Below are 13,910 nucleotides of genomic sequence, written 5' to 3' on the forward strand. Positions count from 1 at the left end.
CCATCCATGGCGCGGGGCGGCTAAACCGGCATCCCTGCCGGTTTACCCCCCAAATCACTATCGAATTCCGGCCAGCGTGGTTAACGGGGCGCCTGAGATCAAGATCAAGATCAAGGGCGGCTCGCTTCGCATCGTGGTTAGCGTTGGCTGCTACACAGTTGTGTAGATACCCATGCTCATCGGGGGCAAGCCCCCTCCCACAGGGATCAGTTGCCGGTAGCACTGCCCTGGCTGCTGTCATCGCTCATGTCATAGCCATCACCGTCGCTGGTGCCGCTGTCACCTTCATTTTGATGCAGCACACCGCCGGTCTTCACCGTCGATTCACGCAGCGTCGAGTTGAGCGCTGAGCGCGGCAGCGGGTTGCTGGTGGTGGTCGACAGTTCCTGGCGGAACGGGTTGACCAGCTTGGCGTTCAGGCGAATATCCTGGGACGACGCGCCCACCGACAGGTTGAAACTGTCGGCATCCACCACCCATTGCTTGCTCGCTACGTCGTAGTAGGCCAGCGAGCGATCGTTGAGCTCGATGGTCACGCGCTTGCTCTCGCCCGGCTTGAGGAACACCTTCTTGTAGCCCTTGAGTTCCTTGATCGCGCGTTCGACTTTCGGGTTGTTCTGGCCCACGTACAACTCGGCCACTTCGGCGCCCGCGACCTTGCCGGTGTTGGCCAGGTCGAACGACACCTTGATCGGCGCACCGGCCACCGCCACCCCAGGAGTCACGCTGATGTTGCTGTAGCCGAAGGTGGTGTACGACAAGCCATAGCCGAACGGGTAGAGCGGCTTGATGCCCTTTTTCTCGTAGCCGCGATAGCCCAGGAACAGGTCGTCCTTGTAGCTCATCTCGGCCAGGGTTTCCTGGTTGTCGAACGTGGGGAAGGTCGCGTAGATCGGGTTGTCTTCGATGTTGCGCTCGATGCTGATCGGCAGCTTGGCCGACGGGTTGACCTTGCCCAGCAGGATCTCCGCCAAGGCCTGGCCGCCGTTCTGCCCAGGGTAGAACGCATGCAGCGCGGCCGGTACCTGGTCGATCCAGTCGCTCATCTTCAGGCCGGTACCGCCGTGCAGGGTGACCACGGTATTCGGGTTGACCTTGGCGATGCTCTGGATCAGCAGGTTCTGGTACTCGGGCAGGTCGAAGCTGTGGTCGAAGCCTTCGCCTTCGTACTCATTGCTGTTACCGGCCGCGACCAGTACCGCGTCGTACTTGGCCAGGTCCTGCGGTGCCACCAGCGACGCCCAGCTCATCTGCACACCGACGAGGCCGCCCATGGTCGACAGGTAGCCGTTGCGGCGTGAGTATTCCAGCTTGATGTCGACCGGTTTGCCGGCTTCCAGGTTGACCTTGGCAAACACCGGGATGGTCGGCGGAATGCTGTTGTTCGGCAGCGGCTTGCCGTCGCCGTTGTCGAGGACTTTCTTGCCGTTGACGTAGAGGCGCACGGCGCCGTCGGCACGCACCTTGAACACCTGCTCGCCGCTGACCGTCGGGGTGATCTGGCCGCTGTAGCGAATCGAGGTGGCGGCGGTATCGCCGTTCACCGGCAGGCTGTCGGTGGACCAGTCCAGATCGACATGGGTGTCGGTGCGGCTGGCGGCCGGGTCACCGGACCAGTTGGTGTTGCTGAAGAACTCGGTCTTCAAGCCTTTGACACTGTTGCCATTGCCGTCGGCATGGGTCCAGGTCGAGGTGGCCGGGTCCAGGGACAGCCCGTCGATAAACTCGACCTTGGCGCCTGGCGCCAGTTGCTGCAAGCCGCTCAGCTCACTGATGTAGTTGGCGGCCATGACGTTGGCGCTGCCGAAACCGGTAGGCGGCGCGTACTTGGCCAGGGTGCCGACCACGGCGATGCGCTTGACCTTCCTGGCGTCCAGCGGCAGCAGGCTGTTCTGGTTTTTCAGCAGCACGATGCCTTCGCGGGCGGCGTTCAGGGCCACGCGGTTGCTGGTGGCGCTGTTCATGTTGTGGCTGGTCAGCGGCGCCTTGCTGTCGAACTTGTACAGGTAGATCTGCTTGAGGATGCGGCGCACCTTGTCATCGATGGTCGCGCTGCTCAGCTCGCCGCTGTCCAGGTACGGCTTGAGGATGGTGCTGTTCATCTGGTAGCCCATCATGTCCAGGTCGGTACCCGCCTGTGCCGCCGGCAAACCGTCGACCACCGCGTTGTAGTCGCTCTGCACGAAGCCCGGGTAGCCCCATTCGGTCTTGAGGATGTCACGCATCAGGTGCTTGTTCTGGCACGCGAACTCGCCGTTCACCTTCTGGAACGCACACATCATCATCGCGACCTTGCTGTTCTTCGAGGCGGACTCGAACGGCGGCAGGGTCATCTCGCGCAGCACGCGTTCGCTGATGATTTCATTGAGGTGGAAGCGGTTGCTTTCCTGGTCATTGGCGGCGAAATGCTTGGCATTGGCCCACACGCCACGGGACTGAATGCCGTTGATCACTGCCGGCGCCAGGCTGGCGCCGAGGAACGGGTCTTCACCGGACAGGTACTCGAACGCCCGGCCGCTGTACGGCATGCGGTACAGATTCACACCAGGGCCGGTGACGAACTGATAGCCGCCGCTGGCGGTGTCATAGCCCAGGGCACGGCCCAGGTCGATGGCGCGACGCGGGTTCCAGCTGGCGGCCAGGTTCGGCCCCGACGGGTAGACCACGCCCTGGGCGTTGCCTTCGCTGGTGTAGCGCACGCCCACACCGCCATCGGCGCCGTGGATCTGCGGGATACCGTACTGGGTCAGTGGCTTGACGTCCCAGCCGCCGGTGCCGCCGATGTAGGCGAGTTTTTCTTCCAGGGTCATCTTTGCCAGGGTCTTGTCCGCGGCTTTTTCCGCGCGGCTTACCCGACCTTCATCCAGGGCAGGACTGGTGGCCGCATGCACCTGGGACACGGCCAGTGCCAGCAGGGCGAAAGCCGACTGTGCACCGATCATTTTGCGTTTATTCATGGGTCTCTCCGACAACAGTTCAGTAAACAGGGCGCGCCGAGAAGTGCGTGTTGCACTGCACCTCGTCACTTTTTTCTGGGCAATAGTTGCCCGTGATCGCAATTTTTAACCGATGGCTAATTGCAACTATTTGGCGAATTTCGCAGTTTTATAAGTGTAATAATTGTATTAGTTATTGTTGTGGATAGTGTCTAAGCGATATCACGAGATGGCATTTTGAACCGCAAAAACCGCATAATTAAGGCAATTCTTGCGGTTATAAGTCAAACGAAAGCTAATTTTTGCGTGAAATAAGAAATATTTTCTTACCTTTCGGAACTAAGGCTAAACCTACCAGTCGATTGGTTTAAGAAAATTTATCGAGTCGTGGCTAACTAGTGGCATAGCTCGGTAGTTTCAAAGTGCCATGTTTACACAAGCTGTCATACACAACGCTTTGGTGTAGGGTCTTGATCGAGTTCAAGGCGCCACTTGGGCTATCTGCTGTTTTTGATCTGGAGAAAGTTGATGAAGATTTCCCTGTTGGGTGCCGGTGTTGTATTGGGCGTTGCGCTAAGTGGCGCGGCGATGGCGGCCGAGTCCACGGACGCCGATGCGAAATCCGGCGCCGCCGATTCCACGGTGTTGACCCAGGCCCACGATGCCAAGGCCGTCAAAAAACAGAAAGCTGAAACCACCAAGGGTGGGCGGCCGCTGAGCCAATCTGCTACCTCTAAAACAGCGCCAACCAAGTAAGCCTGACCCCCTGTAGGAGCGAGCTTGCTCGCGAAAGTATTCCAAGCGCATCGCGGCGTCGGATGTACCTTTTTCGCGAGCAAGCTCGCTCCTACAGGGGGCTCATATAGCCCCTCAGATTTTTACCCATGCCCAGCCCTTCAACGCCCATCGATGCCTGCCAACTGCACATCCCGCACACCGAACAGGTCTGCGCGTGGCTGATGCAACATGCCGGCTTGAAAACCGTTGACCTGGAGCGCGCCCGACGCTTGTCCCAGGAGGGCGGTGACACCGAATTACTAGGCCTGCTCACGCGCCTGGGGCTGGTTTCCGAAGTGGAACTGGCCCGTGCCTGGGCCGACCTGCTCGGCGCACCGCTGCTGCTGGCCGATGCTGCGCCGCCGCTGTTGGACCCATTGCCGGTATTGACCGAGCGTTTCATGCGCCACTACCAGGTGGTGCCCGTGGGCTGGAGCCGGGGCGGCCTGCGGGTGCTGGCGGCCAACCCGTCGCTGGTCTACCCGTTCCAGGCCATGGCCTATGCCTGTGGCGTGCCGGTGTGGCTGGCCGTGGGCCCGCGCAACGAAGTCGAAACCCTGATCGAGCGCTACTACGGCCAGGGTCGTTCGGCGATGGGCACCCTGATCGAAAACCTCGACGAGCAGGGCGGTGCCCTGGAAGACATCGAGCACCTCAAGGACATGGCCTCCGAAGCGCCGGTGATTCGCCTGGTCAACCTGATCCTGCAGCGCGCGGTGGAACATCGCGCCTCGGACATTCATATCGAACCCTTCGAAAACCAGCTCAAGGTGCGCTACCGCATCGATGGCGTGCTGCACGACGCCGAGGCGCCGCCGTCCAGCTCTTCAGCGGCGGTCATTTCGCGGGTGAAGATCATGGCGCGCCTGGACATTGCCGAGCGGCGCCTGCCCCAGGACGGGCGCATCATGCTGCGCATCCAGGGCAAGGAGCTGGACTTGCGGGTGTCCACGGTGCCCACCAGTTTTGGCGAGTCGGTGGTCATGCGGTTGCTCGACCGCCAGACCGTGCAGTTCGATTTCCAGAGCCTGGGCTTTGATGGCCAGCGCCTGGAAACCTTCCTCGAAGTGCTCGAGCGGCCCCACGGCATCCTGCTCGTCACCGGGCCCACCGGCTCGGGCAAGACCACCACGCTGTACACCGCGCTGTCGCGGCTCAATACCGCCGAGCGCAAGATCATCACCGTCGAAGACCCGGTGGAATACCAGCTTGAGGGCATCAACCAGATCCAGGTGAAACCGGCCATCGGCCTGGACTTCGCCGGTGCGCTGCGCTCCATCGTGCGCCAGGATCCGGACGTGATCATGATCGGTGAAATCCGCGACCTGGAAACCTGCCGTATCGCCATCCAGTCGTCCCTCACCGGCCACCTGGTGCTCTCGACCCTGCACACCAACAGCGCGGCGGCGAGTATCACGCGCTTGCTGGACATGGGTGTCGAAAGCTACCTGATTGCCTCGACCGTCAACGGCATCCTTGCCCAGCGCCTGGTGCGGCGCCTGGACCCGGCCACCCGCGAAGCCTTCGAAGCACCGGCGGAATTGATCGCCGAACACGGCCTCGACCGGTTTACCGAGCAGCGCCCGATCATGCTTTATCGCCCCCACGCCGATGCGCCGGGCGGTGGCTACCACGGCCGCAGTGCGATCACCGAACTGCTGGTGATGAACGACGAACTGCGCAGCCTGTTGATGCGCCAGGCCGACGCCGCCACCCTCGAACAGGCCGCCCGCCGTGGCGGCCTGCGCACCTTGCATGAAGAAGGCCTGCGCCAGGCCGTGGCCGGTGTCACCTCACTTGAAGAAGTGCTGCGCGTCACCCGGGGAGAGGGCGCATGAGCCTGTTCAAATACCGCGCCCTCGACAGCCAGGGCCAGGCGCAGAACGGCACCCTCGAAGCCAAGGACCAGGATGCCGCCGTCGCCGCGCTGCACAAGCGCGGTTTGCTGCTGTTGCAGATCGAGGTGGCGGGCGCCCAGGGCTTGCGCAAGGCCTTTGGCCGGGGCCAGTTGAACGGCGCGGCGCTGGTCAGTTTCACTCAACAATTGGCCACGCTATTGGGCGCCGGCCAGCCGCTGGAACGCTCCCTGGGCATCCTGCTCAAGCAGCCCGGCCAGCCCCAGACCCGCGCGCTGATCGAGCGCATCCGCGAACAGGTCAAGGCCGGCCAGCCGTTATCCAAGGCGCTGGAGGCGGAGGGCAGCCAGTTTTCGCCGCTGTACCTGAGCATGGTCCGCGCCGGCGAGGCGGGCGGCGCCCTCGAAGACACCCTGCGCCAGCTCAGCGATTACCTGGAGCGCAGCCAGTTACTCCGGGGCGAAGTGATCAACGCGCTGATCTACCCGGCGTTTCTGGTGGTCGGCGTGCTCGGTTCGCTGGCGTTGCTGCTGGCCTATGTGGTGCCGCAGTTCGTGCCGATCTTCAAGGACCTGGGCGTGCCGATTCCGCTGATCACCGAGGTGATCCTGGGCCTCGGCCAATTCCTCGGGGCCTACGGCCTGGCGGTGCTGGCCGGGTTGATTGTCGGCGCATGGGCTCTGGCTGCGCGGCTGCGCGATCCCCAGCGCCGCGAACGCTATGACCGCCGCGTGCTGGGCATCCGCATCATCGGCCCGTTGCTGCAACGGGTCGAAGCCGCCCGTTTGGCCCGCACCCTCGGCACCCTGCTGAGCAACGGTGTGGCGCTGCTGCAAGCGCTGGTGATTGCCCGCCAGGTCTGCACCAACCGCGCCCTGCAAGCCCAGGTCGCCCAGGCCGCCGAGTCGGTCAAGGGCGGTGGCACCCTGGCCAGCGCCTTCGGCAGCGAGCCGCTGCTGCCCGACCTGGCGTTGCAAATGATTGAAGTCGGCGAACAGGCCGGCGAACTCGACAGCATGCTGCTCAAAGTCGCCGAGGTGTTCGACGTCGAGGCCAAACGCGGCATCGACCGCCTGCTCGCCGCGCTGGTGCCGTCCCTGACCGTGGTCATGGCGGTGCTGGTGGCGGTGATCATGCTGGCGATCATGCTGCCGCTGATGAGCCTGACCAGCAATATATGAACCCTTAAGGAAACACGCTGATGCGCCATACCCGATTCAAGCCCGCCCGCCGCCAGGGCGGTTTTACCTTGCTGGAAATGCTCGCCGTGATCGTGCTGCTGGGCATTGTCGCGACCATCGTGGTACGCCAGGTCGGCGGCAATGTGGACAAGGGCAAATACGGCGCGGGCAAGGCCCAGTTGGCCAGCCTGAGCATGAAGATCGAAAGCTACGGCCTGGACGTCGGCTCGCCGCCCAAGAGCCTGCAGCAACTGGTCGACAAGCCGGGCAACAGCGCCGGTTGGGCCGGCCCGTATGCCAAGCCGTCGGACCTCAAGGACCCGTTCGGCCATGCCTTCGGCTATCGCTTCCCCGGTGAGCACGGTGCGTTCGACCTGATTTTCTACGGTCAGGACGGCCAGCCCGGCGGCGAAGGCTACAGCGCCGACCTGGGCAACTGGGAATAACCCACGACCATGGCCAACGCCCAACGCGGCTTTACCCTGCTGGAGATGCTGGTGGTGATCGTCTTGATCAGCATCGCGGCCGGGTTGGTAGGGTTTGGCCTGCAACAAGGCCTGCGCGCCGCCAAAGAGCGCCAGGCCGTCGGGCAGGTGGTCGAGGCATTGCGCAGCACGCGGGCGCGGGCGATTGTCAGTGGCACCACCGAAAGCACCGTGTTCGATTTGCGCAACCTCAGCGTGCAGGCGCCGGGCCGTCCGAAAAAGTATTGGCCGGCCGGGCTGCAAGTGACCCTGCACACTGCCGAGCAAGCCGGCGCGGCGGTGGATTTCTACCCCGATGGCAGCTCCACCGGCGGCCACGTGTTGCTGGCCAACGGCAGTCGGCGTTGGCGCATCGACATCGGCTGGCTGACCGGCAGCGTCGAATCCAAGGCCCTGCCATGAAGCGCCAGGCGGGTTTCACCCTGCTGGAAATGCTCGCCGCGCTGACGCTGATGGCGATCTGTAGCACGGTGCTGCTGGTTGCCTTCGGCCAGAGCGCGCGCTCGTTGTTGCAGGTGGCCCACAGCGACCGCTTGACCCATGCCGCCATGAGCGTGATGGATCAGGAAGGCACCGGGCCGTTGGCCAGCGGCACACGCCAGGGCGAGTTGGACGGCGTCGCCTGGCAACTGCGCATAGCCCAGCAACCCAGCCGCGTCGGCCAGGCCCATCTGTTTCGCCTGGACCTCACCGTCAGCGAAGGCCCGCGCCAGGCCAGTTTCAGCACCTTGAAACTGCGTGCTGCCGGCGTCGGGGCCGGCTTGTGAAGGCGCGTCAGCAGGGCTTTACCTTGCTTGAGATCATGATCGTACTGAGCCTGCTTGGGGTGTTGCTCACCCTGGTCGGCGGTGCATTGCTGGGCGCCAATCGTGCCGTGCTCAAGGCCCAGCGCTACACGGTCAGCCTGGATGAAATGCGTGCCGCGCAGCAGTTTTTGCGCACCGCCATCAGCGAGGCGTTGCCGCTGGATGTGACCGAGGACGACAGCCAGACCGATGGCTTTTTCGCCGGTGGGCCCCAGCGTATGCAGTTTGTCGCGACCTTGCCGGGTGTGCTCGGCGGCGGTATCCAGCGCTTCACCTTGCAGTTGGTGGGCCCTGAATCGCAGCGCGACTTGCAGGTGGCGTTCGCGCGGTTTGAGTCTGAGGCACAGGTGAGTGTTCCGGCGGCGCGCAGTGAGCCGCAGGTGTTGTTGAAGGGTATCGAGGACCTGCAATTCAGCTATCGCGGCGTGTCGCCCAAGGGCCAGGCCACTGGCTGGATCAGTGAGTGGCCGTGGACCAAACGCCTGCCTTATGCAGTACGGATTGACGCACGGGTGAACGGGCCGGTGCCTTGGGTGACCCAGGTGGTTGCCTTGCGCCTGAACCTGTCCGGCGGGGCGCCCGAATGATCCGGCATCAACGCGGTGTGGCCCTGCTGCTGGTGCTGTGGGTGCTGGCCTTGCTCAGCCTGTTGCTCGGCGGTTTGGCCGGCTGGGTGCAACTGGAAACACGCCAGGCCGCCTGGCACCGCCAGCATACCCAGGCGGTGCTGGCGGCCGAGGCCGGGGTGGCGCTGGCGATGCAGGCCGTGGCGGACCCGTTGCAGCGCAAGCAGTGGATTGCCGACGGGCGTGAAATCCCGCTGGTGTTCGACGATGCGCAGCTGCGCGTCAGCCTGCACAGCGAGCGCGGCAAGTTGTATTTGAACAGCGCCGAGGTGGGTGATTTTGCCCGCCTGGCCCTGGCCTGCGGTGCGACCCAGGCCCAGGCCAACCAACTCGCCAGGGCCCTGGAAGTGCGGCGCAACCAGGGCCTGGCGCCGTTTCGGGTGGTGGAAGAGGTGCGCCAACTGCCGGGCATGACTCAGGCGTTGTACAGCGAACTGGTGCCCGAGATCAGCCTGTGGAGCGGCCTGGACCGGCCCGATCCGGCATTCGCCAGTGCCTTGATGCGCCGCGCACTGAACCTGCCGCATCAGAATGCGGTGGGTGCCGATCCCGGCGACGTGCTGGTGGTCAGCAGCCGCGCCCAACGCCCCGGCGGTTACCACGCCCAGGTGCAGGCCACCGTGTTATTGAGCCCCGCGCAAGGCAGCGCACAACCTTATCGAGTCTTACGTTGGCAAGAATGAACGAACAGTTACCCGCACGGCTTCAGGCGCTGGCGCAGCCCATCACCCAGCGCTGGCGCGGCAGCCTGCTGCAACTGGGCTGGCGCCTGTGGCTCAAGGAGCTGCGTGGCTGCCTGCCGGCATGGTTGTCGTTTGCCGAGATCCCCGAGCATGTCTACGCCTGGCCGCTGACCGCGCCGGTCGAAAAGCTGCCTGGCGAAGCGCGTCAGGTGCTGCTGCTGCCGCCTGAAACGGTGTTGGTGCAAACCCTGCAATTGCCCCCGGCGGCGGCGCGTAACCTGACGACGGTGGTCGGCTATGAACTGGACCGCTTCACGCCGTTCGACGCCGCCCAGTTGTACTTTGTCGCGCGCCAGGAGCGCCGCACCCCCACGCACCTGCACGTCACGCTGGTGGCGATCCTGCGTGAGCGCCTCGACCAGATCCTCAATGACTGCGCGGCCCTCGGCTTGCAGCCCCATGCCGTGGATGTCGCCGAGAGCGCAGGCAAACCCATGGGCATCGACTTGCTGCCGGCGCCGTTGCGTCCCCGTCAGCGCCCCCAGGGCAAGGGCCTGCAACGCAGCCTGCCGTGGTTGTGCGGGGCCTTGCTGATTGCGGCGATGCTGCTGTGGCTCAACGACCGCCAGCGCGTGCTCGATGCCATGCAACACAGTGTGCGCGAGCAGAAAGCCCAGGTCGCCGAGATCCAGGCCCTGCGCCAGCAATTGCTCAATACCCGTGGCGCCGCCCAGTACCTGATTCGCCGCAAGGCCGCCCAACCGCCGTTGGCGGCGCTGCTCAACGAGCTGACCGCGTGCCTGCCCTCGGACACCTGGCTCGACCAGTTGGAAGTCAACGACGGCGCCGACGTGTCCTTCTCCGGGCAGAGCGCCAAGGCCAGTGCCCTGATCACCCGGATCAAGGGCTGCCACAGCCTGGAAAACGCCCAGTTCGAAGGGGTGATCCAACCCGATGCGCAAACCGGCAAGGATCAATTTTCCTTGCGCGCCCACCTGCACCAGGAGGCCGCTGATGCGCCGACCACTGACACCCCGTGAACGCCGTGGCGCGGCCCTGATCGCCCTGGCCCTGGTGCTCGGCGCCGGTTACTGGCTGTTGATAGACAGCTGGTTCGCCGGCCCCTTGCGCAGCATGGGCGAGCAGGCCGAGCAACTGCGTGAACAGCAGCAACGCTACGCCGGCGTGTTGCGCCAGGGCGACAGCCTGCGCCAACAGTTGGAACAGGCGCGGCAGGACCCGGCCAGCAGCACCAGCCTGTTGCCCGGCGACGACCCGAGTGCGGTGGCGGCGGACCTGATGCAACGCATCGCCGATCTGATCAACAGCCGCGCCGGCCTTGGTGGCGGTTGCAGCCTGACCCAGCGCATGCCCATCACCCCGGAGCAGGACGACGCCGAGCCCTATCGCCAGGTCAAGGTCAGCCTGACCCTCAACTGCGCCATCGAACCCTTGACCGCGATCCTGCATGAGCTGGAGTACCAGCGGCCGTTTCTGTTTGTCGATGAGATGAGCATTCGCCGCCCACCGAACGCACCGGCCAGTGGCGGCGCCGGGCAACTGGTGGTGCACCTGTTGGTGCGCGGTTACCTGCAACCGGCCGCCGCCCGGCAGGTGCAACGATGATCCATGCATTGCGTCCCCTGGAATGGCTGTTGCTCGGCGTGGCCGGGCTGTTGGGCCTGCTGATGGTCGGCATCCTCAGCAGCATCGGCGATGCGCCGCAGTGGCTGCCGGCACCGGACCCCGATGCGCGCGTCACTACCGCCGCCAAGGTGCTGGTGGCGCCGAGCGCGACCCTCGAAAGCCTGGCCGGCACCTGGCAAGCGCCGCTGTTCAGCCCCGACCGCAGCCCCGACCGTGCGGTTGGCCAGGCCGCCGTTTCCAGCCTGTCGAGCCTGGCGCTGACCGGTATCGTCCTCGACGGCGACCTGCGCGTGGCGCTGCTCAAGCGTGCCGATGGCCCGCCGCTCAAAGTCCAGCAGGGCCAGACCCTGCCCAATGGCTGGCGCCTGGAACAGCTGACGCCCCGCGATGCCCGCTTTGTACTCGACGGCCGCACGCAAACCCTGAGCCTGCGGGCCCTGCGTTTGCCGCCGCCGTCCACCACACCCCCGATTACCCTTCCTCACGAGTCCACCCCTTGATCGATACCTTCCCTGGCGCCTTGCGCACCACCGTGTTGTGCCTGGCCACCGCCGTTTCCCTCGGTGGCTGCGGCACCTTCCCCGAGCATCTCGACCCGGACGAGGCCCTGCTGCATGAGGCGATGCAGGGCACCGGTTCGCAACGCCCACCCGTGGACCCGGCCAGCGAACAGGCGCCGGTCGACAGCGGCCAACCCCAGGCGAAGACACCGCCCCAGCGCCAGTTGATACGCGGCAACCAGCAGTTCGTGCGCCAACCGGCAGCGGTCTCGGCCGCCAAGGAGGAGGGCAGCGGCGACATCGTGTTCAACTTCGCCGACCAGCCGATCGAAGCGGTGATCAACAGCGTGATGGGCGACCTGCTGCACGAGAACTACAGCATCGCCCAGGGCGTGAAGGGCAATGTCAGCTTTTCCACGTCCAAGCCGGTGAACAAACAGCAGGCCTTGTCGATTCTGGAGACCCTGTTGTCGTGGACCGACAACGCCATGATCAAACAGGGCAACCGCTATGTGATCCTGCCGGCCAACCAGGCGGTGGCGGGCAAGCTGGTGCCGGAGATGCGCGTGTCGCAGCCCTCCAGCGGTTTGTCGGCACGCCTGTTTCCGTTGCGTTATATCTCGGCCACCGAGATGCAGAAACTGCTCAAGCCGTTCGCCCGCGAGAATGCGTTCCTACTGGTGGACCCGGCGCGCAATGTGTTGAGCCTGGCCGGCACCCCCGAAGAACTGGCCAATTATCAGGACACCATCGACACCTTCGACGTGGACTGGCTCAAGGGCATGTCGGTGGGCGTGTTCGGCCTGCAACGGGCGTCGGTGGCCGAGCTGATGCCCGAACTGCAAAAAATGTTCGGCCCCGACAGCGGCATGCCCCTGGCGGGCATGGTGCGCTTCTTGCCCATCGAGCGGACCAACTCGGTGGTGGCGATCTCGTCGCAGCCGCAGTACCTCAGTGAAGTCGGCGACTGGATCCACACCATCGACGAAGGCGGCGGCAACGAGCCGCAGATGTACGTCTACGACGTGCGCAACATGAAGGCCACCGACCTCGCCAAGTACCTGCGCCAGATCTACGGCACGGGTGCGATCAAGGACGACACCCCGGCCAAGGTCGCCCCCGGTTTGCGCACCGCGACCTTGTCCTCGCCGGGCACCAACAGCACCTCCGGCAGCACGCCCGGTGGCCTGAGCAACAACCTCAATGGCAACCCACCCGCCGCAGAGGATGAGGAGCAGGAGCCCGACGCCGAGCAGGACACCGCCGAGCAGGGCGCGAGCGAAGACGCCCCGGCCAAAAGCCTCGACGCCGGCACCCGCATCACCGCACAGAAAAGCAGTAACCAACTGCTGGTCCGCACCCGCCCGGTGCAGTGGAAAGAGATCGAATCGGCGATCAAACGCCTCGACAACCCACCGCTGCAAGTGCAGATCGAAACGCGCATCCTCGAGGTCAAGCTCACCGGCGAACTGGACCTGGGCGTGCAGTGGTACCTCGGCCGCCTGGCAGGCAATTCCACCAGCACCACCGTGGGTAACACCGCCGGCAGCCAAGGCGCGTTGGGCGGCGGCGGGGCAGGGTTGGGCGCGACGGATTCGTTGTTCTACTCCTTCGTCAGCTCCAACCTGCAAGTGGCCCTGCACGCCCTCGAAACCAACGGTCGCACCCAGGTGCTGTCGGCGCCGTCGCTGGTGGTGATGAACAACCAACCGGCGCAGATCCAGGTGGGCGACAACATCCCGATCAGCCAGACCACGGTCAACACCGGCACCTCCGACACCACCTTGAGCAGTGTTGAATACGTGCAGACCGGGGTGATCCTCGACGTCGTGCCACGTATCAATCCGGGTGGCTTGGTGTACATGGACATTCAGCAGCAGGTCAGCGATGCCCAGGACCCGCAGGCGTCCAGCAACGACACCCAGGCCAACCCACGTATCTCCACGCGCTCGGTATCCACCCAGGTCGCGGTGCAGAGTGGGCAGACAGTGCTACTGGGCGGGTTGATCAAGCAGGACAACGCGGAGAGTGTCAGTGCGGTGCCTTACCTTGGGAAGATTCCGGGGTTGCGCTGGTTGTTTGGCAATACCAGCAAGTCCAAGGACCGCACGGAATTGATTGTGCTGATTACCCCGAGGGTGATTACCAGCAGCAGCCAGGCGCGGCAGGTGACGGATGACTATCGCCAGCAGATGCAGTTGTTGAAGCCGGCTAACTGAAATGTGGGAGGGGGCAAGCCCTAATACCAGTCAGTTAAGGCTTTTTGTAGGAGCGAGCTTGCTCGCGAAAAACTCACAGGCGCCACGTTAATTCAGGAGGCACGCGTTATCGTTGACGTTTTTCGCGAGCAAGCTCGCTCCTACAGGAGGCGATGTACGCGAGCCCCCTCCCACAGTTTGATATCCCGATATCA

At 64.2% G+C, this 13,910-nt stretch carries 13 protein-coding genes; 12 read left to right on the top strand and 1 reads right to left on the bottom strand.

What is annotated here, in order from left to right; all coding sequences use genetic code 11:
• Positions 1–206: 206 nt before the first annotated feature.
• On the bottom strand, positions 207–2,957 hold the full coding sequence (locus tag BFP99_RS20635) for a beta-glucosidase (RefSeq protein WP_065948033.1): 2,751 nt from the start codon (positions 2,955–2,957) through the stop codon (positions 207–209).
• Between the two features lie 507 nt (positions 2,958–3,464).
• On the opposite strand from BFP99_RS20635, the gene BFP99_RS20640 reads away from it, so the two are divergent.
• The 12 genes from BFP99_RS20640 (at position 3,465) to gspD (ending at position 13,716) form a co-directional block, all read left to right on the top strand.
• Positions 3,465–3,692 carry a hypothetical protein gene (locus BFP99_RS20640; RefSeq protein WP_065927288.1) on the top strand — a complete coding sequence of 76 codons (228 nt, stop codon included), beginning with the start codon at positions 3,465–3,467 and terminating at the stop codon, positions 3,690–3,692.
• A 128-nt stretch (positions 3,693–3,820) separates the two neighbouring features.
• Positions 3,821–5,551, top strand: coding sequence for a type II secretion system ATPase GspE (gene gspE / locus BFP99_RS20645; protein WP_065948034.1), 1,731 nt, complete (start codon positions 3,821–3,823; stop codon positions 5,549–5,551).
• A complete protein-coding gene (gspF, locus tag BFP99_RS20650) occupies positions 5,548–6,750 on the top strand; it encodes a type II secretion system inner membrane protein GspF (protein ID WP_027607414.1) in 1,203 nt (400 codons plus the stop codon). Before gspE ends, gspF begins: the two co-directional genes overlap by 4 nt.
• 20 nt (positions 6,751–6,770) lie before the next feature.
• A complete protein-coding gene (gene gspG, locus BFP99_RS20655; RefSeq protein WP_027607415.1) occupies positions 6,771–7,196 on the top strand; it encodes a type II secretion system major pseudopilin GspG in 426 nt (141 codons plus the stop codon).
• Between the two features lie 9 nt (positions 7,197–7,205).
• Positions 7,206–7,637, top strand: coding sequence for a type II secretion system protein (locus BFP99_RS20660; RefSeq protein ID WP_027607416.1), 432 nt, complete (start codon positions 7,206–7,208; stop codon positions 7,635–7,637).
• The gene (locus BFP99_RS20665; RefSeq protein WP_065948035.1) at positions 7,634–8,002 is read left to right on the top strand and encodes a type II secretion system protein; all 369 of its coding nucleotides are present in this window, start codon (positions 7,634–7,636) and stop codon (positions 8,000–8,002) included. The genes BFP99_RS20660 and BFP99_RS20665 overlap by 4 nt, the downstream gene beginning before the upstream one ends.
• Complete coding sequence (locus BFP99_RS20670) at positions 7,999–8,628, top strand: prepilin-type N-terminal cleavage/methylation domain-containing protein (RefSeq protein ID WP_065927291.1); 630 nt, start codon at positions 7,999–8,001, stop codon at positions 8,626–8,628. The genes BFP99_RS20665 and BFP99_RS20670 overlap by 4 nt, the downstream gene beginning before the upstream one ends.
• Positions 8,625–9,350: a general secretion pathway protein GspK gene (locus BFP99_RS20675; protein ID WP_065927292.1), complete on the top strand. Its 726-nt coding sequence runs from the start codon at positions 8,625–8,627 to the stop codon at positions 9,348–9,350. Before BFP99_RS20670 ends, BFP99_RS20675 begins: the two co-directional genes overlap by 4 nt.
• Entirely contained in the window at positions 9,347–10,390 is a 1,044-nt protein-coding gene (locus BFP99_RS20680) for a type II secretion system protein GspL (protein WP_065948036.1), read from the top strand. Before BFP99_RS20675 ends, BFP99_RS20680 begins: the two co-directional genes overlap by 4 nt.
• Positions 10,365–10,976, top strand: a complete 612-nt coding sequence (gene gspM / locus BFP99_RS20685) for a type II secretion system protein GspM (RefSeq protein WP_024076406.1) — start codon at positions 10,365–10,367, stop codon at positions 10,974–10,976. Before BFP99_RS20680 ends, gspM begins: the two co-directional genes overlap by 26 nt.
• On the top strand, positions 10,973–11,497 hold the full coding sequence (locus BFP99_RS20690; protein ID WP_065948037.1) for a DNA utilization family protein: 525 nt from the start codon (positions 10,973–10,975) through the stop codon (positions 11,495–11,497). The genes gspM and BFP99_RS20690 overlap by 4 nt, the downstream gene beginning before the upstream one ends.
• Complete coding sequence (gene gspD / locus BFP99_RS20695; RefSeq protein ID WP_065948038.1) at positions 11,494–13,716, top strand: type II secretion system secretin GspD; 2,223 nt, start codon at positions 11,494–11,496, stop codon at positions 13,714–13,716. The genes BFP99_RS20690 and gspD overlap by 4 nt, the downstream gene beginning before the upstream one ends.
• The last annotated feature ends 194 nt before the right edge of the window (positions 13,717–13,910 follow it).

It is taken from the genome of Pseudomonas sp. 1 R 17 (assembly GCF_900067035.1).
GTDB classification, from domain to species: Bacteria; Pseudomonadota; Gammaproteobacteria; order Pseudomonadales; family Pseudomonadaceae; genus Aquipseudomonas; species Aquipseudomonas marginalis.

Coding starts and splice junctions, on each gene's coding strand:
- BFP99_RS20640 (WP_065927288.1), top strand. CDS start 3,465: ATGAAGATTTCCCTGTTGGGTGCCGGTGTTGTATTGGGCGTTGCGCTA.
- gspF (WP_027607414.1), top strand. CDS start 5,548: ATGAGCCTGTTCAAATACCGCGCCCTCGACAGCCAGGGCCAGGCGCAG.
- BFP99_RS20635 (WP_065948033.1), bottom strand. CDS start 2,957: ATGAATAAACGCAAAATGATCGGTGCACAGTCGGCTTTCGCCCTGCTG.
- gspG (WP_027607415.1), top strand. CDS start 6,771: ATGCGCCATACCCGATTCAAGCCCGCCCGCCGCCAGGGCGGTTTTACC.
- gspM (WP_024076406.1), top strand. CDS start 10,365: ATGCGCCGACCACTGACACCCCGTGAACGCCGTGGCGCGGCCCTGATC.
- BFP99_RS20660 (WP_027607416.1), top strand. CDS start 7,206: ATGGCCAACGCCCAACGCGGCTTTACCCTGCTGGAGATGCTGGTGGTG.
- BFP99_RS20675 (WP_065927292.1), top strand. CDS start 8,625: ATGATCCGGCATCAACGCGGTGTGGCCCTGCTGCTGGTGCTGTGGGTG.
- BFP99_RS20665 (WP_065948035.1), top strand. CDS start 7,634: ATGAAGCGCCAGGCGGGTTTCACCCTGCTGGAAATGCTCGCCGCGCTG.
- BFP99_RS20680 (WP_065948036.1), top strand. CDS start 9,347: ATGAACGAACAGTTACCCGCACGGCTTCAGGCGCTGGCGCAGCCCATC.
- BFP99_RS20690 (WP_065948037.1), top strand. CDS start 10,973: ATGATCCATGCATTGCGTCCCCTGGAATGGCTGTTGCTCGGCGTGGCC.
- gspE (WP_065948034.1), top strand. CDS start 3,821: ATGCCCAGCCCTTCAACGCCCATCGATGCCTGCCAACTGCACATCCCG.